The organism is Microbacterium sp. SGAir0570 (assembly GCF_005491085.2).
GTDB lineage: Bacteria > Actinomycetota > Actinomycetes > Actinomycetales > Microbacteriaceae > Microbacterium > Microbacterium arborescens.
In genome coordinates this window covers 2,765,949-2,785,382 of record NZ_CP027929.1, presented here as the reverse complement: position 1 = coordinate 2,785,382, position 19,434 = coordinate 2,765,949, and the positions used below count along the sequence as shown (strand labels likewise).

General features: G+C 68.6%; 15 protein-coding genes and 1 rRNA gene. 10 read left to right on the top strand and 6 right to left on the bottom strand.

What is annotated here, in order from left to right:
* The first annotated feature begins 105 nt into the window (after window positions 1-105).
* A complete protein-coding gene (locus tag C1N74_RS13195) occupies window positions 106-1,464 on the top strand; it encodes an ABC transporter substrate-binding protein (RefSeq protein ID WP_023954394.1) in 1,359 nt (452 codons plus the stop codon).
* Window positions 1,465-1,888: 424 nt separating this feature from the next.
* Here the strand turns inward: C1N74_RS13195 and C1N74_RS13190 are convergent, their stop codons facing one another.
* The 5 genes from C1N74_RS13190 to C1N74_RS13170 all read right to left on the bottom strand — a co-directional run bounded on the left by C1N74_RS13190 (window position 1,889) and on the right by C1N74_RS13170 (window position 7,070).
* Complete coding sequence (locus tag C1N74_RS13190; RefSeq protein WP_137750693.1) at window positions 1,889-2,878, bottom strand: hypothetical protein; 990 nt, start codon at window positions 2,876-2,878, stop codon at window positions 1,889-1,891.
* A gap of 203 nt (window positions 2,879-3,081) precedes the next feature.
* Window positions 3,082-3,804, bottom strand: coding sequence for an ABC transporter ATP-binding protein (locus C1N74_RS13185; RefSeq protein ID WP_023954398.1), 723 nt, complete (start codon window positions 3,802-3,804; stop codon window positions 3,082-3,084).
* Complete coding sequence (locus C1N74_RS13180) at window positions 3,801-4,820, bottom strand: ABC transporter ATP-binding protein (RefSeq protein WP_023954400.1); 1,020 nt, start codon at window positions 4,818-4,820, stop codon at window positions 3,801-3,803. The genes C1N74_RS13185 and C1N74_RS13180 overlap by 4 nt, the downstream gene beginning before the upstream one ends.
* Complete coding sequence (locus tag C1N74_RS13175; RefSeq protein WP_023954402.1) at window positions 4,810-5,790, bottom strand: branched-chain amino acid ABC transporter permease; 981 nt, start codon at window positions 5,788-5,790, stop codon at window positions 4,810-4,812. Before C1N74_RS13175 ends, C1N74_RS13180 begins: the two co-directional genes overlap by 11 nt.
* A gap of 5 nt (window positions 5,791-5,795) precedes the next feature.
* The gene (locus C1N74_RS13170; protein ID WP_023954404.1) at window positions 5,796-7,070 is read right to left on the bottom strand and encodes a branched-chain amino acid ABC transporter permease; all 1,275 of its coding nucleotides are present in this window, start codon (window positions 7,068-7,070) and stop codon (window positions 5,796-5,798) included.
* Window positions 7,071-7,321: 251 nt separating this feature from the next.
* On the opposite strand from C1N74_RS13170, the gene guaB reads away from it, so the two are divergent.
* Window positions 7,322-8,827, top strand: coding sequence for an IMP dehydrogenase (guaB, locus tag C1N74_RS13165; RefSeq protein ID WP_023954406.1), 1,506 nt, complete (start codon window positions 7,322-7,324; stop codon window positions 8,825-8,827).
* Between the two features lie 196 nt (window positions 8,828-9,023).
* Window positions 9,024-9,806 (top strand): hypothetical protein, encoded by a 783-nt coding sequence (locus C1N74_RS13160; protein WP_137750692.1) that lies wholly within the window; start codon window positions 9,024-9,026, stop codon window positions 9,804-9,806.
* Between the two features lie 132 nt (window positions 9,807-9,938).
* On the opposite strand, the gene C1N74_RS13155 is transcribed toward C1N74_RS13160, so the two are convergent.
* Window positions 9,939-11,120 carry an FAD-dependent oxidoreductase gene (locus C1N74_RS13155; protein ID WP_309147414.1) on the bottom strand — a complete coding sequence of 394 codons (1,182 nt, stop codon included), beginning with the start codon at window positions 11,118-11,120 and terminating at the stop codon, window positions 9,939-9,941.
* Window positions 11,121-11,241: 121 nt separating this feature from the next.
* Here C1N74_RS13155 and C1N74_RS13150 point away from each other — a divergent pair, with 121 nt between their 5' ends.
* From C1N74_RS13150 to C1N74_RS13125, 7 genes are all read left to right on the top strand, one after another.
* A complete protein-coding gene (locus tag C1N74_RS13150) occupies window positions 11,242-12,930 on the top strand; it encodes an ABC-F family ATP-binding cassette domain-containing protein (protein WP_023954412.1) in 1,689 nt (562 codons plus the stop codon).
* A 57-nt stretch (window positions 12,931-12,987) separates the two neighbouring features.
* Window positions 12,988-14,106, top strand: coding sequence for a GuaB3 family IMP dehydrogenase-related protein (locus C1N74_RS13145; protein ID WP_023954414.1), 1,119 nt, complete (start codon window positions 12,988-12,990; stop codon window positions 14,104-14,106).
* A gap of 1 nt (window position 14,107) precedes the next feature.
* Window positions 14,108-14,989, top strand: a complete 882-nt coding sequence (locus C1N74_RS13140) for an SURF1 family protein (RefSeq protein ID WP_375538046.1) — start codon at window positions 14,108-14,110, stop codon at window positions 14,987-14,989.
* 10 nt (window positions 14,990-14,999) lie between these two features.
* Window positions 15,000-15,521: a DUF3817 domain-containing protein gene (locus C1N74_RS13135; RefSeq protein WP_023954418.1), complete on the top strand. Its 522-nt coding sequence runs from the start codon at window positions 15,000-15,002 to the stop codon at window positions 15,519-15,521.
* The gene (guaA, locus tag C1N74_RS13130; protein ID WP_023954420.1) at window positions 15,518-17,098 is read left to right on the top strand and encodes a glutamine-hydrolyzing GMP synthase; all 1,581 of its coding nucleotides are present in this window, start codon (window positions 15,518-15,520) and stop codon (window positions 17,096-17,098) included. Before C1N74_RS13135 ends, guaA begins: the two co-directional genes overlap by 4 nt.
* On the top strand, window positions 17,095-17,259 hold the full coding sequence (locus tag C1N74_RS16435; protein ID WP_162815289.1) for a hypothetical protein: 165 nt from the start codon (window positions 17,095-17,097) through the stop codon (window positions 17,257-17,259). The genes guaA and C1N74_RS16435 overlap by 4 nt, the downstream gene beginning before the upstream one ends.
* Window positions 17,260-17,707: 448 nt before the next feature.
* Window positions 17,708-19,227, top strand: a 16S ribosomal RNA gene (locus C1N74_RS13125).
* Window positions 19,228-19,434 lie beyond the last annotated feature (207 nt).

Sequence of the window (19,434 nt, the reverse complement as noted above, 5' to 3'; positions counted from 1 at the left end):
AACAGACCGTTAACACATCGCAACATCGCCGACGCGGACGCGCCACTAGGTTTGACCCAACCTCGCGGGGCTTCGGTGCCGCGTTCCCACTCATCAAGGAGCACAATGGGCGTTCTCACCCGTTCCCGCACCGCGAAGGTCCTCGGCGGTATCGCCGTGATCGGCGCGAGTGCCCTCGTCCTCGCAGGCTGTGCCGGAGACAGCGAACCCGCTGCGTCGGGCGACGCCGGCGGGAACACCTCGGCCGATTTCCCCATCGACTGCGAAGCGGCCGAGCCCGCCTCGTACACGCCGGAGTACACCTCGACCTCGACGGGTCCCGGCACCGACCTCACCTACACGATCGGCACGGCGCTGCCCGTGACCGGCAACCTCGCGTTCCTCGGCCCGCCGGAGATCTCGGCGACCGAGTTCGCCGCCTCCGAGATCAACGCCGCGGGCAAGGGCATCACGATCGACCTCAAGCAGGGCGACTCGGGTGACACCGACAACAAGGCGTACGAGACGGAGATCCCCCGACTGCTGGGCGAAGGTGCCACGGCGATCATCGGAGCGGCATCCTCGGGTACGTCGCTGCAGTTCATCGACCAGGTGATCGCGGCCAACGCCATCCAGTTCTCGCCGGCCAACACCTCTGCCGCGTTCACCGGGTACAAGGACAACGGCCTGTACTGGCGCACCGCTCCCTCCGACGTGCTGCAGGGCGAGGTGCTCGGCAACCTGATCGGCGCCGACGGCAACGAGACGCTCGGCATGATCGTGCTCAACGACGCCTACGGAACCGGCCTCGCGTGCTTCACCAAGGCCGCCTTCGAGGCCGCCGGCGGCGAGGTCGTCGCGACCTCGCTCTACAACACCGGTGACACGAACTTCTCGGCCCAGGTCGAGGACGTGCTCGCGGCCGGCCCCGACGCGATCGCCCTCATCACGTTCGAAGAGGTCAAGACGATCATCCCCGAGCTCATCGGCGCCGACGTGTCGCCCGAGCAGCTCTACCTCGTCGACGGCAACCTGGCGAACTTCGGCGATGACTTCGAGGCCGGCACGATGGCCGGCGCGAAGGGCACCTACCCCGCCGTCGACCCCGCGTCGATCGCAACCTTCCGCGACAACCTGCAGGCGTTCTGGACCGGTGCCGGCAACGCCGAGCTGCAGGACTTCACCTACGGGCCGGAGTCGTACGACGCGGTCGTGCTGCTCGCCCTCGCCGCGCTGCAGGCCGGATCGACGGCCGGCCCCGACGTCGCGGCGAACCTGCAGGCGGTCTCGGGCGGCTCCGGTGACGGCACGAAGTGCACGAGCTTCGCGGAATGCGCCGACCTGATCATCGCCGGTCAGGCCGCGGACTACGACGGCGTCTCGGGCCCGATCACCTTCAACGAGGTGGGCGACCCGACGGAGGCCTCCATCGGTGTCTTCGAGTACGGCGACGACAACAACTACGAGTTCGTCCGCGTCGGCTGATTCCCACGCACGAGGGCCCCGGTCTCCCGGCCGGGGCCCTTCGTCGTGTTCGCTCGGAGGCGGGGTCGCGCCCCCGCTCGGGTTGGCAGTTCCCGCCCCTTCCTATGCCTCGAGTGGGCGCGAGCTACCAGCTGAGCTGCGGGTTCAGGTTTGAGTTGGCAGTTGATGCCCCTTCTTAAGCTCCGAGTGGGCATGAGCTGCCAACCGAGCTGTGGGGCCTGAGCCGCGAGCCGGGCGTGGAATCGCTGAGTCGAGCAGAGTGGGGCCTCACTCGGGTGGCAGTTCGTGCCCGCTCGCGGGCCCAGAGTGGGCTTGACCTGCCAACCGAGCTTCGGGCTCAGGTTCGGGTTGGCAGTTGATGCCCCTTTTTGGGGCCCGAGGGGGCGCGAGCTGCCAACTGGGCTCTGGGCTCTGGGCTCTGGGCTCAGGTTCGGGTTGGCGACGGAGACCAGCCGCGGCGGCTGAGGGCACCAGCCACGAGAGCCACGGCCGCGGAGCCGGTGGGCCTGATGTGCGCCGAGGTGAGCCGCACGACCTCGAAACCGAGGGCGACGTACGCGGTGTGCTTCTCGATGTCGCGCGCCCACTGACTCCGCGATGTGCGGTGGTGGTCGCCCTCGACCTCGGCGATGACGCGGTACTCGGGCCAGACGGCATCCGCGATTCCCGCCAGCCGCCCCGAGCCGTCGCGGATCTCCTGGTCGAGCAGGGGCTCCGGCAGCCCGGCCGCCACGAGGCCGAGCCGGAAGTCGGTCTCGAGCGGCGACATCGCGCCCTCGCGGATGAGCCCCAGCGCTTCGACGAGCTTCGCGGAGCCGACGCGCCTTCCGGCGGCGACCGCAGCGGCGAGGTCATCGAGCGTGCACAGCCGCGCCTCGGACCGGCGCCGCCCCCGCTCACCGCGCGGCACCCGCACGAACGCGTCGCCGATGCGCACGAGCTCGCGCACGCCGGCATTCCGCCCGAGCATCGCCCACGTCGACGCGGGCGACGACACGCGCAGGCCATCAAGAGTCGTGACCTCGACGTGCGTCGGAGCGAGCTGACGCCCGCGGATGCCGCGCCGCCGCGGCGCTCGCTCCGGCGCAAGCACCCCGACCTCGAGCTCGCCGGGGGAGTGGGCGCCCGTTCCCCACAGCACCGCCGCGGTCCGGCCGCAGAAGAACGCCCGACCGCCCATGATCGAGGCGTAGGCCCGCGCATCCTCGAGAACGCGGTGCCGGATGGCCTGATCCTCCGCGAGCGGTCCTGCCGCCGCAGCATCCTCTGCTCCGCGCCTCCGGCGCACGCCGCGGAAGGGTGTGTCGAGGTCGGCTGCACGCAACCGCTTGCGTGAGACGCCCGCGGCCGCCGCGTCGGCACACGAGAACGCTCCGCCGAGGGCTTCGGGGAGAGGGTCGGGTCGTCGCGGCATCCCCCGATCCTCCTCGTGGACTCCGCCCCGCTGGGCTCAGCGCCCCCGGCATGTGGATCCCCCGCGCGCCCGCTCCGCAGGGGAGGAGCCCCTAATGCAGTTCGCCTGGCAGCTCACGCCGCCTCCGCGCGAGCGAAGAGGCGAGAACTGCCAGGCGAACTAGGCGAACCAGGCGAACCAGCCGAGCCAGGCGAAGCCCGGGCTCAGGTGCCCAGGGTGCCGAGGTAGAGACCGATGACCTTGGGGTCGTTGAGCAACTCGCGGCCGGTGCCCGTGTAGGCGTCGCGGCCCTGGTCGAGGACGTACCCACGGTCGCAGATCTGCAGGCAGCGGCGGGCATTCTGCTCGACCATGATGGTCGTCACGCCCGCCTTGTTGATCTCCGACACCCGCAGGAACGCCTCGTCCTGGCGGGACGGCGACAGGCCCGCCGAGGGCTCGTCGAGAAGCAGCACGTAGGGGTCCATCATCAGCGCGCGCCCCATCGCCACCATCTGGCGCTCGCCGCCCGACAGCGATCCGGCCCGCTGCTGCAGCCGCTTGGCGAGGTCGGGGAAGATGGATGTCACGAAGTCGGTGCGCTCCGCGACGACCTTCGGTCGCTGATACGCCCCCATCTGCAGGTTCTCCGCGATCGTCAGGCTCGGGAACACGTTGTTCGTCTGCGGCACGAAGCCGACGCCCTTCGACACGAGCTTGTTGGCACGCAGCCCCGTGATCTCCTCGCCGTTCAGCTTCACGGAACCGGATCGCACCTTCACCTGCCCGAAGATGGCCTTGAGCATCGTCGACTTGCCGGCGCCGTTGGGGCCGATGATCCCGACGAGCTCGCCGGGAGCCGCGGTGAGGTTCGCGCCATTGAGGATGTTGACGCCGGGCAGATAGCCCGCGTGCACGTCGGTCAGTTCGACGACGTTCTCGGTCACTTGCGGTCCCCATCCTCGTCAGCGCGCGCAGCGCCCGCGGCATCCGTCGTCGGCGCCTCGTCGATCGCCTGGTCGAGCTCGTGCACCGTCTCGACGAGCTCCTCCGCCTCGGGCGGCAGCTCACCGGCGTGGCGGCCCGTCACGACGCCGAGGTCGACGTCCTGATGTGCACCGAGGTAGGCGTCGATCACGGCGGGATTCTGCATCACGGTGTCGGGCGGGCCCTCGGCGACGACGCGGCCTTCGGCCATCACGACGACCCAGTCGGCGATGTGACGCACCATGTGCATGTCGTGCTCGACGAAGACGACGGTCATGCCGAGGTCCTTCAAATCGAGGATGTGGTCGAGCAGCGACTGCGTCAGGGCGGGGTTCACGCCGGCCATCGGCTCATCCAGCATGACGAGCACGGGATCGCTCATGAGCGCCCGCGCCATCTCGAGGAGCTTTCGCTGACCGCCCGAGAGCGACGCGGCGAAGTCCTTCTCCTTGGCGTCGAGCTTGAAGCGGGCGAGCAGACCGCGCGCCTTCTCCTCGATCTCGGCTTCCTGACCACGCCACAGGAAGGGCAGGATGCCGGCGAAGATGCCCTCGCCCTTCTGCTTCGGAGCCCCGAGCTTCATGTTCTCGAGCACCGTGAGCAGACCGAGCGACTTCGTCAGCTGGAACGTGCGCACCTGGCCCATGCGCGCCGCCTTGAAGGCGGGGATGCCGGCGAGGTTGGTCCCGTCGAATGACCACGATCCCGCGTTCGGCTTGTCGAAGCCGGTCAGCAGATTGAACAGCGTCGTCTTGCCGGCGCCGTTCGGGCCGATGAGGGCGGTGATCGCGCCGCGCGGGATCTCGAGGTGCTCGACGTCGACGGCGGTCAGGCCGCCGAAGACGCGCTTGACGCCGTCGGCGACGATGATCGGGTCGTTCTTCGCGACGCCGGGGCGGACCTCGCCGCTGCCGTCGTCTTTGTGCAGGCCGGTCGCCTTGGGGCGCGGCGTCGGGGGTACGACATCAGCGGACAAAGGTCAGCTCCTTCTTGCTTCCGAGGATGCCCTGCGGGCGGAAGATCACCAGCAGCATGAGCGCGACGCCGACCAGCACGAACACGAGCATCTGGCTCTGCTCGGTGGTCAGGAACGGCAGCCAGCCGATGTTGACGAGGGCCGGCAGCAGGTTCGACAGGAACGCGCGCACCACCCAGAACAGCACGGCGCCCAGCACCGGGCCGAAGATGGTGGCCGCGCCACCGAGCAGCAGGGCGGTCCAGACGTAGAACGTCTGCGAGGTGACGTAGACGTTCGGGTTGACGTTGGTGCCCATGGCGGTGACGATGCCGCCGGCCGCGATGATGACACCGCCGACGATGAGCGCCTGCATCTTGAACGCGAAGACGTTCTTTCCGAGCGACCGCACGGCGTCCTCGTCCTCGCGGATGCCGCGGATGACGCGGCCCCAGGGGCTGCTCATGAGCAGCCAGACCAGGGTGACGACGATCGCGATCGTGATCAGGCCGACGATGATGACCCACCACTGGTCGGACTGGTACGTCCACGGCCCGAAGCCCCACCGTCCGGGAGGAAGCGGGTTGCTCGCCCGGAACCCGGCCTGGAAGCCCGAGAGGCCGTCGGCCGATCCCGTCTGGTTGCGGAATGCCGACGTCAGGAAGAGCAGGCGCAGCACCTCGGCGGCCGCGATCGTCACGATCGCGAGGTAGTCGCCGCGCAGCCGGAGGGTGGGGATGCCCATGACGAGCGCGAAGACCACGGCGGCGATGAGGCCGATGAGTGCGGCCACCGGCCAGGCGAGACCGAAGGTGAGGATCGAGATCGCGAACCCGTAGGCGCCGATCGCCATGAAGCCCGCGACGCCCATGTTGAGCAGGCCGGCGAAGCCGAAGTGAACCGACAGGCCGATGGCGGCGAGGATGTACCCGAGGGTCGCCGGGGCGAGGATCTGCGCCGCGGTGTTGCTGAGGATCTGAAGGAAGTTCACGATGCCTATCCGATTCGCTCTCGGCGCCCGAGGAGACCCTGCGGGCGGAACAGCAGGATGACGATCAGCACGACCAGCGCGCCGACGTACTTGAGGTCGGAGGGGATCCACAGCGTCGACACCTCGACGAGGAGCCCCACGATGATGGCGCCCACGAGCGCGCCGAACGCGGTCCCGAGACCGCCGAGCGTGACGGCGGCGAAGATGAGCAGCAGGATGCTGGTGCCCATGTCCCACTTGATGCCCGGCCGGAAGTAGGCCCACAGCACGCCGGACAGGCCGGCGAGCGCCGCGGCGACGACCCATACGACCCGGACCACCGCATCGACGTCGATGCCGCTGGCGGCGGCGAGCGACGGGTTGTCCGAGACGGCCCGCGTCGCGCGGCCGATCCGCGTGCGCATGAGCCACCAGGCGAAGCCGGCGATGACCACGAGCGAGACGCCCATGCTGATCACGTCGGTGAGGGTGAGGCGGATGGGGCCGAGCCCGGGGATGACCGAGGTCGAGCCGCCGGGGAGCTGGGCCGTGCCGCCGCCGACGAACATCTGGAAGATGTAGCGCAGCGCGAGCGAGAGACCGATCGAGACGATCATGAGCTGCACGGTGCCGAGGCCGCGGCGTCGCAGCGGTCGCCAGAGGCCGGCATCCATCGTCAGGCCGAACAGTGCCGAGACGGCGACCGCCAACGGGATCGCGATCCAGATCGGCAGGCTGAACCCGGCCGAGAACAGCAGCGCTGCGAGCGCTCCGAAGGTGACCATCTCGCCGTGCGCGAAGTTGGACAGGCCCGTCGTGCCGAACACGAGCGAGAGGCCGATCGCGGCGAGGGCGAGCATGAGGCCGAAGTTCAGGCCGTTGACGGCGCGGGAGAGCAGTTGATCGACGAAGCTCGTCGTCTGCCGTTCGGCCGCCTCGAGGGTGAAGTTGCGCGTGATCGTGCTCGTCGCTCCGAACTCGACCTCGAGCGTCGACTCGAAGCCCTCAGGGACGGTCACCCCCGAGGGGAGGCTGTCCTCGACGAGTTCGACGGTGTAGGCGACATCCTTCGTCGGAACGCCGATCGAGAAGCTGCCTCTCTCGTTCGTCTCGCCTTCGGCTTCGAAGTCGCCGCCGGTCACGACGATGGTCGCGCCCTCGACGGGTTCACCGCCGGTGCGGACGTTGCCCGCGATCGTGAAGGGCAACGACTCGGCGTCGTCTCCTGCGGCCAGGGCGGGGGAGGCGATGCCCAGGAACGCCACGGCGGCCAGGAGGCCGGCGATCAACGTCGAGAACATGCGCCTCGGGCGACGAGCAGCGCGCGTCATCGAAGTGATCGCCACTGGCACCTCCTGAGATAAGTGGACGAACGCCGAGAGGTACCGGTTCTGCTGGTGGCTTCGGCGACACCTGAACGTATGCGCTGATTGTTGCTTGCGTGTTTCCGGTGCGCAACAACGAATGCGGTGTGTCGTTTCGTGGATCTCGGGAGCGGGAATGCCGTGGGGCGCCGGGCGCTTAGAATCGTTGAGACTTTCAAGGAGTGCGCATGAGCGACTACAACGACCCGTTCGGATTCGTCGGCCTCACCTACGACGACGTCCTGCTCCTGCCGGGGCACACCGACGTCATCCCGTCCGAGGCCGATACGTCGTCGCGCGTGACGCGCCGCATCACCGTGGCCACTCCGCTGCTGTCGGCCGCGATGGACACCGTCACCGAGGCGCGCCTCGCGATCGCGATCGCGCGCGAGGGCGGCCTGGGCATCATCCATCGCAACCTCTCGATCGAGGAGCAGGCGGCGATGGTCGACCGGGTCAAGCGGAGCGAGTCGGGCATGATCACCGACCCGATCACGACGACCCCCGACGCCACCATCGAAGAGGTCGACGCGCTCTGCGGGCAGTACCGCATCTCGGGCCTGCCCGTCGTCGACGACGAGGGACACCTGCTCGGCATCGTCACGAACCGCGACATGCGCTTCGTCTCGGGCTTCGAGCGGCAGACCACCAAGGTGCGCGACGTCATGACGAGCGAGAACCTGGTCACCGGTCGCGTCGGCATCGGGGCGAACGAGGTCATCGCGCTCTTCGCCCACCACCGCGTCGAGAAGCTCCCGCTCCTCGACGAGGAGGGCAAGCTCGCCGGTCTCATCACGATCAAGGACTTCGACAAGAGCGAGAAGTACCCCCTCGCCACCAAGGACGACCAGGGGCGCCTCCGCGTCGGTGCGGCCATCGGCTTCTTTGGAGACGCGTGGCAGCGGGCCGAGGCACTGCGTGACGCCGGTGTCGACGTCATCGTCGTCGACACCGCGAACGGTCAGTCCGCGGGCGTCATCGACATGGTCAAACGCCTGAAGGCGGATGCATCCTTCGAGCACATCGACGTCATCGGCGGAAACGTCGCGACCCGCGAGGGCGCGCAGGCGCTCATCGACGCGGGTGTGGATGCCGTCAAGGTCGGCGTCGGCCCGGGCTCGATCTGCACCACGCGCGTCGTCGCCGGTGTGGGTGTGCCCCAGGTCACCGCGATCTACGAAGCGTCGCTGGCCGCGCGCGAAGCCGGCATCCCGATCATCGCCGACGGCGGTCTGCAGTACTCGGGCGACATCGCCAAGGCCCTCGTCGCCGGCGCCGACTCGGTCATGCTCGGGTCGCTCCTCGCCGGAACCGACGAGTCGCCGGGCGAGATCGTCTTCCAGGGCGGCAAGCAGTTCAAGCAGTACCGCGGCATGGGATCGCTGGGCGCGCTGCAGACCCGGGGCAAGAAGACCTCGTACTCGAAGGACCGGTACTTCCAGGCCGACGTCCCGAGCGACGACAAGCTCATCCCCGAGGGCATCGAGGGGCAGGTCGCCTACCGCGGCCCCGTGTCGGCCGTGGCATACCAGCTCATCGGCGGCCTGCGTCAGTCGATGTTCTACGTCGGCGCCCGCACCGTCGAAGAGCTGAAGGCCCGCGGCAAGTTCGTGCGCATCACTTCGGCCGGGCTCAAGGAGTCGCACCCCCACGACGTCCAGATCGTGGTCGAGGCGCCCAACTACAAGCGCTGACCCGCGCTCGCCTGTGCGCGAAGCTCGGAGATTCTGACGAAGGTCGGATCGATCGCCCCAGATCGTCCGACCTTCGTCGCATTCTCCGAGGTACGACGGGCATGGGTCCTCCTCCCCAGGGAGAGAAGCCACGTGGTTCTCCCCAGAACCGGGGGAGGGATGCCGCGGGGCCGCAGCGCCGCACGAGGATGACGGCATGCCCCGCCGTCCCACAGCATCCGAAGTCACCCGATGGGTGGAGGGAGCCGGAGGAATCGCGCATCGCAGCGCGGTCCTCGCCGCCGAGTTCCCGGTGCGGGTGATCCGCGACGCGGTCGCTGCTGGCGGCCTGCGGATGGTTCGCCGCGCCTGGTGCGTCTCTGCCGGCGCACCGGGAGACCTCCGTGCTGCGGCATCGGCCGGCGGAAGGCTGAGCTGCGTCTCGCTCGCGCGACGGCGCGGGTGGTGGGTGCCCGACGGCATCCCGTCGCAGCACCACGTGCACCTCTTGCCGCACGCCGCATCCCCGGATACCGACGACGCCGACACTGTGGCGCACTGGACCCGGCCGCTCTGCCCGGTGGCGCGGACGGATCTGCAAGCCGGTGTCGAGGACGCACTCGGCCACATCGCCCAGTGCCTGCCGCGGGAGGACGCGCTCGTGGTGTGGGAATCGGCCGCCCGCACCGAAGCCCTCGCCCCGGAGACTCTCCGGGCCGTGCCGTGGCCGTCGGTCGCGGCGCGCGAGCTCGCCGGCGCGGTCACGGGGCTGTCCGACTCCGGCCTCGAGACCCTGGTATTCGCGCCGCTGCGTGACCGCGGGGTCCCGGTCGTCCAGCAGGCGAAGATCGCGGGTCGATTCGTCGACGGCCTCGCCGAACTGCGGCTACGCGGCTACACCGTGCTGCGCTTCACCTACCGGCAGGTCGTGCACGAGCGGGCCGCCGTCCAGCGCACCCTCCAGCGCGCCCTCGCCCAACGGCTTCACCTGCGGTCGTGAGCCCGAGCTTGCGCCCCACCGCGTTCACGGAAGTCGGAGATTCGTCGCAAGACCGGAGAGATCGTGCCGCTCGATCCGAGCGACGTGACATCCTCCGAAGCTTGCGCCCGGTCGCGAGCCCGAGGGCCCGACTCACCCTCGCGGCAGCCGGAAGGGCGCCGCGGCGCGCGCCGTCGCATCCAGCGCGAGGTCGGCGAGGGTCGCGCCGATGCCGGGGGCGAACTTGAAGCCGTGTCCCGAGAAGCCCGCTCCCACCACCACCGATCCGACGCGATCGAGCACGAAGGCGCTGTCGTCGGTCGAGGTGTAGGTGCACGACAGGTGCACGGCAGAGTCGGGGTCGAGCCCCGGCATCCATTCGCGCACGTAGTGGACGAGCGTCTCGTGGTGCGTCACCCGGTGGGTGCGCGCGTCGGGGTCGACGACGTCCCCGACACGGTGGAACCCGACCTTGACGCCCTCGCCCGGCGTCGGCATCCCGTAGACCGGCGCCGGGTAGCGGCTGGGATCGAGCCGGTGGTTGACCGACGGCCACGGGCCCGCGGTGGGCGCGAAGTGCGCCGGGGTCTCCTCGGTCACCGTGAGTCGCGGCAGACGGATGCCGGGCAGCAGGCGCTCGGTCCAGGCGCCGACGGTCGCGACGACGACGTCCGCCTCGACCTCACCGCCGCTCGCCAGCCGCACGCGCGCGCCGCGCGCGCCGAGATCGTCGATGCCGGCGGCGGGCGCTCCCCAGCGGACCTCGCCGCCGCCGTCCTGCACGCGCCGCTCGAGCTCGAGCATCGCGGCCGACGCGCGCGCCACCCCGGCATCCGCGGAGTAGAGCACGTCGGTCTCGAACCGCATCCCGGGCCAGCGCGCACCCGCCTCCGCAGCCGAGAGCATCTCGGCGGGGATGCCGCGCGCGCCGAGGCTCCGCGCGATCGTCTCGAGACCATCGGCGTCGTCGGCGCCGCCACCGAGGTCACCGCCCACGCCGTGGGTCACGAGCCCATGCCGCCGCAGCAGCGGCTCGCCGTCGACCTCGCCGAGCGCATCCCAGCCCTCACGCGCTCGCTGCAGCAGGTCGAGGTAGTGGCCGTCGGCGTAGGCGTTGTTGAAGTTCCGCGTCGCGCCGTGCGAAGCGCCGTGGGTGTGCCCCCGCCCGAAGCGCTCGAGGACGAGAGGATGTTCGCCGCGGCGGACGAGGGCCCACGCGGTGGCGAGGCCCATGACGCCCGCGCCGACGATCACGATGCGACTCATGCGGCCAGCATCCCACCCCGTGCCGCGCCGCCGTGCATAGCTGCGACCGTCCTCGGAGAATCGCGTCATCCTCGGACTCATTCGTCCTCAGCATCCGAGCCCCGTGCGATTCTCCGAGCTGCGCGGGCACCCGCGCCGAGGTGCGATAGCCTGGTCGGCTCCGCAGTGGAGCGGAAAGGCCCGGTCCACGATGGGATCGCTCGACATTCAGGGTGTCTCGTACACCCTCCCCGACGGCAGACCGCTGCTCGACGAGGTGATGTTCCGCGTCGGTGCGGGATCGACGACCGCGCTGATCGGTCAGAACGGCGCAGGCAAGACGACGCTGCTGCGCATCATCCGCGGCGATGCCGCGGCCCACGGCGGTGTCGTCCAGATCGACGGCGGCCTCGGGGTCATGGACCAGTTCGTCGGGCACGGTGGTGCCGGTGAGACCGTTCACGACCTGCTCATCTCGGTCGCGCCCGAACGCGTCCGCCGTGCGGCGCGTGAGCTGGACGACGCCGAGAACGCCGTGATCGCCTCGGACGAGCTCGACACCCAGATGCGCTACGCCGCTGCGATCGCCGACTACGCCGACGCGGGCGGCTACGAGTACGAGACGGTGTGGGACACCTGCACGACGGCGGCCCTCGGCGTGCCGTTCGAGCGGGCGCGCTACCGCGAGCTGACGACGCTCTCGGGCGGCGAGCAGAAGCGGCTGGCTCTCGAGGCGCTGCTCCGCGGGCCCGACGAGGTGCTGCTCCTCGACGAGCCCGACAACTATCTCGACGTTCCGGGGAAGCGCTGGCTCGAGGACCGCCTGCGCGAGACGGCGAAGACGGTCTTGCTCGTTTCGCACGACCGCGAGCTGCTCGCCCGTGCCGCCGACCGCATCGTGACTCTCGAGGCCGGGGGAGCGGGCAGCACCGCCTGGGTCCACGGCGGGAGCTTCGAGACCTATCACCGCGCCCGCGACGAGCGCATGGCGCGGCTCGACGAGCTGCGCCGCCGGTGGGACGAGGAACACGCGAAGCTGAAGCGGTTCGTCGCCGACATGAAGGCGAAGGCGGCGGCCAGCGACGAGTTCGCGTCGCGATACCGCGCGGCGCAGACGCGGCTGCGCCGGTTCGAGGAGGCCGGGCCGCCCGAAGAGCGTCCGCCGGAGCAGAACCTCGAGCTGCGCCTGCGCGGCTCGCGCACCGGCAAGCGCGCGGTCGTCGCCGACGGGCTCGAACTCACGGGGCTCATGCGGCCCTTCGACCTCGAGGTCTGGTTCGGCGACCGGGTCGCGGTGCTCGGCTCGAACGGCTCGGGAAAGTCGCACTTCCTGCGTCTCCTCGCCGCGGGCGGCACGGAGCCCGACGCTCTGCTGGGGCACGTCACCGCCGTCGGCTCGGCGCTCGAGCCGGTCGCGCACGCCGGGACGGTGACGCTCGGTGCGCGGGTGGTCCCGGGCTGGTTCGCCCAGACCCACCGGCATCCGGAGTTCACCGGCCGCACGCTGCTCGAGATCCTGCACCGCGGAGACGACCGCCGAGTCGGGATGCCGCGGGATGCCGCGAGCTCGGCGCTCGACCGCTATGGGCTCGTCCGCCAGGCCGAGCAGACCTTCGACAGCCTGTCGGGCGGTCAGCAGGCGCGGTTCCAGGTGCTTCTGCTCGAGCTCTCGGGTGCGACGCTGCTGCTGCTGGACGAGCCCACCGACAACCTCGACCTCACGTCGGCCGAAGCCCTCGAACGGGCGCTCGCCGCGTTCGAGGGCACGGTGCTCGCGGTCACTCACGACCGCTGGTTCGCGCGCTCGTTCGACCGGTTCGTCGTCTTCGGCGGCGACGGCCGCGTCTACGAGTCGAGCGAGGCGGTCTGGGACGAGCAGCGGGTCGCCCGCGCGCGCTGAGCGCGAGGCCGGTCCGGCTGTCGTGTCCGGACCGGCCGGTAGGCTGGAGGGGTGACCATGGAGATCGAGCTCGGCCGCGCCAAGCGCGCCCGTCGGGCCTACGCGTTCGACGACATCGCTGTGGTGCCCTCGCGGCGCACCCGCAACACCGAGGACGTGTCGACCGCCTGGTCGATCGACGCCTTCCAGTTCTCGATCCCGGTGCTCGGCGCCCCGATGGACTCGGTCACGAGCCCCCGGACGGCGATCATGCTCGGTCAGCTCGGCGGACTGGGCGTCCTCGATCTCGAAGGACTCTGGACGCGGTACGACGACCCCGAGCCGCTGCTCGCCGAGATCGCGGGGCTGCCCGACGCGTCGGCGACGCGACGCATGCAGGAGCTCTACGCCGAGCCGATCAAGCCCGAGCTCGTGCGCGACCGCCTGGCCGAGATCCGCGCGGCGGGCGTCACGGTCGCCGGCTCGCTGACTCCGCAGCGCACGCAGGAGCTGTACGAGACCGTCGTCGCCGCGGGCGTCGACCTGTTCGTCATCCGCGGCACGACGGTGTCGGCCGAGCACGTCTCGAGCGTCGACGAACCGCTGAACCTCAAGAAGTTCATCTACGACCTCGACGTCCCCGTGATCGTCGGCGGTGCCGCGACCTACACGGCGGCCCTCCACCTCATGCGCACCGGTGCGGCGGGCGTGCTCGTCGGCTTCGGCGGCGGCGCCGCCTCCACCACGCGCGCGACGCTGGGCCTGCACGCTCCGATGGCGACGGCTGTGGCCGATGTCGCCGGAGCACGTCGTGACTACCTCGACGAGTCGGGCGGACGCTACGTCCACGTCATCGCCGACGGCGGCGTCGGCACCTCCGGTGACATCGTCAAGGCGCTCGCGATGGGTGCCGACGCGGTCATGCTGGGGGTCGCCCTGGCTCGTGCGACGGATGCTCCCGGCCAGGGGTTCCACTGGGGTCCCGAGGCGCACCACGCTCAGCTGCCGCGCGGTCGCCGCGTGGCGGTCGAGCAGGTCGGCTCCCTCGAAGAGGTGCTCTACGGCCCGGCCCCGGTCGCCGACGGCACCGCGAACCTCATCGGCGCACTGAAGAAGTCGATGGCGACGACCGGCTACTCCGACCTCAAGGAGTTCCAGCGCGTGGAGGTCGTGGTGGCGCCGTACAGCGTGCGGTGACATGACCTCGACCGATCCCGCTCCGCCCGCCCCGCCGTCGGCCGCGTTCGCGCCGACGCTGCGCGAGGTCATGCTCCGGCCGTGGTGGCTCGGCATGCTCGCGTTCGCGCTGCTCGTGGCCGCGGTGTTCGCGTGGCTCGGGCAGTGGCAGCTCTCGCGCGCCGTCGACACCTCGCCGCCGCCGCCGGGGCAGACCGAGCAGGTGCGCCCGCTCGCCGATGTGACCGAACCCGGCGCGTACCTGCCCGAACCGCTCGTGGGCCAGCGCGTCGAGGTACGCGGTTCGTTCGTCCCCGACGACTTCGAGGTCGTCTCGTCGCGGTTCGATCGTGGCGAGGAGGGGTACTGGGTGACCGGCCAGCTCCGCGTCGACCCCGAGTCGGCCCGCTCGTCCGACCCGACCTCGCTCGCCGTCGCCGTGGGGTGGACGGCCGATCGCGCCGAGGCGGACGCCGCGGCAGCTGCCCTCGACGCCGACCCGCCACAGGATGTCGCCCTCACGGGGCGCATCATCTCCGACGAAGGTCCTGCGCTGCCTGGGCGTGGCGCCGACCCCCAGGAGATGACGCGGATGTCGCCCGCCGCGCTGCTCAGCCGCTGGCACGACACCGCGGGGCTCGACGTCTACCGCGGCTACCTCACCTCCGCGGAGTCATTCGGGGGCCTGACCGCGATCCACTCGCCGGCACCCGACGAGCGCTCCAACGTCAACTGGCTCAACATCTTCTACGCCGTCGAGTGGGCGGTGTTCGCCGGCTTCGCCTTCTACATGTGGTACCGCCTGGCGAAGGACGCGTGGGAGAAGGAACTCGAAGACCTCGAGGACGAGCGCGCGGATGGTGACGTCGCCGCCGCGGGAAGCGCCCCGCCGGGCCGCGACTAGACTGGACGCCATGCCTCGCGCCCCGAAACTCGCCACGTTCCCGGCGATCCGGAACGCTCTGCGCTTCTACCAGATCTGTTCGGTGATCACGGGTGTCGGTCTGCTGCTCCTGCTCGCGGAGATGATCCTGAAGTACACCCCGATCCACACCGAGCTCTTCGCCGGCGGCTCGGGCGGCCTCCTGTGGTTCGCCCCGGTGATCGCCGGCGCCGATTGCGAGTGGTGGTCGCTGTTCCTGCCGCAGACGAACTCGTGCGAGATGCTCTCGACGGGTGACGGGTTCAACGTCTCGCTGGCGATCCTCGTCGTGCACGGCTGGTTCTACGTCGTGTACCTGTTCTCGTGCTTCCGCGTGTGGAGTCTCATGCGCTGGTCGTTCCCCCGCTTCATCCTGCTCGCGCTCGGCGGAGTCGTTCCCGCCCTGTCGTTCTTCATGGAGGCCCGCGTCGCACGCGAGGTGAGGACCTACCTCGCCGAGCGCGAAGCCGCTGAGGCAGCCGCATCCATCCCCGCCACGGAAGGCACCCGGTGACCACACAGACCGAAACGTCGCAGCGTCCTGTCCTCGTCGTCGACTTCGGCGCGCAGTACGCCCAGCTCATCGCCCGCCGTGTGCGTGAGGCGGGCGTGTACAGCGAGCTCGTCCCGCACACCGCGACCGCCGAGGAGATCGCCGCGAAGGAGCCGGTCGGCATCATCCTCTCCGGCGGTCCGTCGTCGGTGTACGAGCCCGGCGCCCCGGCCATCGATCCGGGTGTGTTCGATCTCGGGGTGCCGACCCTCGGCATCTGCTACGGATTCCAGGTGATGGCGCAGGCCCTCGGCGGCGAGGTCGCCAACACGGGGCTCCGCGAGTACGGAGCCACCGACGCGACCATCGTCACGGAGGGCACGCTGCTCGAGGGGCAGCCCGCCGAGCAGAACGTCTGGATGAGTCACGGCGACCAGGTGTCGCGCGCGCCGGAGGGCTTCGAGGTGCTCGCCCGTACCGCCGCCACCCCCGTGGCCGCCTTCGCCAACGATGTGCGCAAGTTCTACGGCGTGCAGTGGCACCCCGAGGTGAAGCACTCCGACCACGGACAGAACGTGCTCGAGAACTTCCTGCACAAGGCGGCGGGGCTCCCCGCCGATTGGAACAGCGGCAACGTGATCGCCGAGCAGGTCGAGCGCATCCGCGAACAGGTGGGCTCGGGGCGGGTGATCTCCGCGCTGTCGGGCGGTGTCGACTCGGCGGTCTCGACGGCCCTCGTGCACAAGGCGGTCGGTGACAAGCTGACGGCGATCTTCGTCGACCACGGTCTGCTCCGGAAGGGAGAGCGGGAACAGGTCGAGAACGACTACGTCGCCTCGACCGGCGTTCGGCTGATCACGGTCGATGCGCGCGAACGGTTCCTCGAGGCTCTCGCCGGCGTCAGCGACCCCGAGCAAAAGCGGAAGATCATCGGCCGCGAGTTCATCCGTGCGTTCGAGCAGGCCGAGCGCGACCTGATGGCCGAGGCGGCCGCCGATGGCGAGCCGATCCGGTTCCTCGTGCAGGGCACGCTGTACCCGGATGTCGTGGAGTCCGGCGGTGGCGCCGGCACGGCGAACATCAAGAGCCACCACAACGTCGGCGGCTTGCCCGAAGACCTGCAGTTCGAGCTCATCGAGCCGCTGCGGACGCTGTTCAAGGACGAGGTCCGCGCGATCGGGCGCGAGCTGGGTCTGCCCGAGGCCATCGTCGGACGCCAGCCGTTTCCGGGGCCCGGCCTCGGAATCCGCATCGTGGGCGAGGTCACCGCTGATCGTCTCGAGATCCTGCGTGACGCCGACGCCATCGCGCGCGCCGAGCTGACGAAGGCGGGACTGGACGCCGAGATCTGGCAGTGCCCGGTCGTGCTGCTCGCCGACGTCCGGTCGGTGGGCGTCCAAGGGGATGGGCGCACCTACGGCCACCCCATCGTGCTGCGTCCCGTCTCGAGCGAGGACGCGATGACCGCCGACTGGACGCGGCTGCCCTACGACGTGCTGTCGAAGATCTCGAACCGCATCACGAACGAGGTCCGCGAGGTCAACCGCGTGGTGCTCGATGTCACGTCGAAGCCCCCGGGGACGATCGAGTGGGAGTGAGCGCGCCAGCGACGCTCCACAGCGAAACGGCGGATGCCGCGGCCGAACGAGCCGCGGCATCCGCCGTTTTCCGCGTCATGACGCGGATCGCCAGCTTCTGGCAGCTGCGCGACACGCCCGGGATGTCACGCCGCTTTGCCACGATGCCGGGAGCCGCGTAACTTATTACTTGTTCGCCCCACAGGGAAGAGCGAAGGGCCGGAAGGCCGACGCCCCCTCAAGCGGAGAACGAATCCCATCCCAAACCTCTTGCGAGAACAAGACGCTTGCGTCTAGGATGGAACCTCCACCCCGAACAGCAGTCCTCGACTGTCGCGGAACCTCGTTCCGAAGGCAGATCGAAGCGCGTCGCGGGTGGGGTATGGTTGTGAAGTTGCCCTCTGGGCTGGCTGTGAGGTCAGTTGGGGGAGCGTCCGATCCTTGAGAACTCAACAGCGTGCACTTGTCAAATGCCAAATAACCTCGACTCCACTTCGGTGGGGTGAGATTCCTTTGGATCAAAGACCTCCTCTTTGGGGGAGGCAACGGATAGTCAGCAATGATTTATCTCTTTGGTCAGCATCAAACTCGCTGCTCCAGTCTTTTTCCGGCTGGTCGCAGCAAATTTTCTTTACGGAGAGTTTGATCCTGGCTCAGGATGAACGCTGGCGGCGTGCTTAACACATGCAAGTCGAACGGTGAAGCAGAGCTTGCTCTGTGGATCAGTGGCGAACGGGTGAGTAACACGTGAGCAATCTGCCCCTGACTCTGGGATAAGCGCTGGAAACGGCGTCTAATACCGGATACGAGCTGCGACCGCATGGTCAGTAGCTGGAAAGAATTTCGGTCAGGGATGAGCTCGCGGCCTATCAGCTTGTTGGTGAGGTAATGGCTCACCAAGGCGTCGACGGGTAGCCGGCCTGAGAGGGTGACCGGCCACACTGGGACTGAGACACGGCCCAGACTCCTACGGGAGGCAGCAGTGGGGAATATTGCACAATGGGCGCAAGCCTGATGCAGCAACGCCGCGTGAGGGATGACGGCCTTCGGGTTGTAAACCTCTTTTAGCAGGGAAGAAGCGAAAGTGACGGTACCTGCAGAAAAAGCGCCGGCTAACTACGTGCCAGCAGCCGCGGTAATACGTAGGGCGCAAGCGTTATCCGGAATTATTGGGCGTAAAGAGCTCGTAGGCGGTCTGTCGCGTCTGCTGTGAAAACCCGAGGCTCAACCTCGGGCCTGCAGTGGGTACGGGCAGACTAGAGTGCGGTAGGGGAGATTGGAATTCCTGGTGTAGCGGTGGAATGCGCAGATATCAGGAGGAACACCGATGGCGAAGGCAGATCTCTGGGCCGTAACTGACGCTGAGGAGCGAAAGGGTGGGGAGCAAACAGGCTTAGATACCCTGGTAGTCCACCCCGTAAACGTTGGGAACTAGTTGTGGGGTCCATTCCACGGATTCCGTGACGCAGCTAACGCATTAAGTTCCCCGCCTGGGGAGTACGGCCGCAAGGCTAAAACTCAAAGGAATTGACGGGGACCCGCACAAGCGGCGGAGCATGCGGATTAATTCGATGCAACGCGAAGAACCTTACCAAGGCTTGACATATAGAGGAAACGTCTGGAAACAGTCGCCCCGCAAGGTCTCTATACAGGTGGTGCATGGTTGTCGTCAGCTCGTGTCGTGAGATGTTGGGTTAAGTCCCGCAACGAGCGCAACCCTCGTTCTATGTTGCCAGCACGTAATGGTGGGAACTCATGGGATACTGCCGGGGTCAACTCGGAGGAAGGTGGGGATGACGTCAAATCATCATGCCCCTTATGTCTTGGGCTTCACGCATGCTACAATGGCCGGTACAAAGGGCTGCAATACCGTGAGGTGGAGCGAATCCCAAAAAGCCGGTCCCAGTTCGGATTGAGGTCTGCAACTCGACCTCATGAAGTCGGAGTCGCTAGTAATCGCAGATCAGCAACGCTGCGGTGAATACGTTCCCGGGTCTTGTACACACCGCCCGTCAAGTCATGAAAGTCGGTAACACCTGAAGCCGGTGGCCCAACCCTTGTGGAGGGAGCCGTCGAAGGTGGGATCGGTAATTAGGACTAAGTCGTAACAAGGTAGCCGTACCGGAAGGTGCGGCTGGATCACCTCCTTTCTAAGGAGCATCTGACTCTTCGGAGTCCAGAACCCAGTTCGAAGGCACATGTTCTTCGCTGGGAGCTCATGGGTGGAACATTTGACATGGTGCGAAGGATGAGGTTCTTCTCTAGTACGCCGCTTGCGGTGGGAACGGGGAGGGTTTCGGGTGTCGCACCTGCACGCTGTTGGGTCCTGAGGGACCGGATGAGAGTCCGCAACCTCT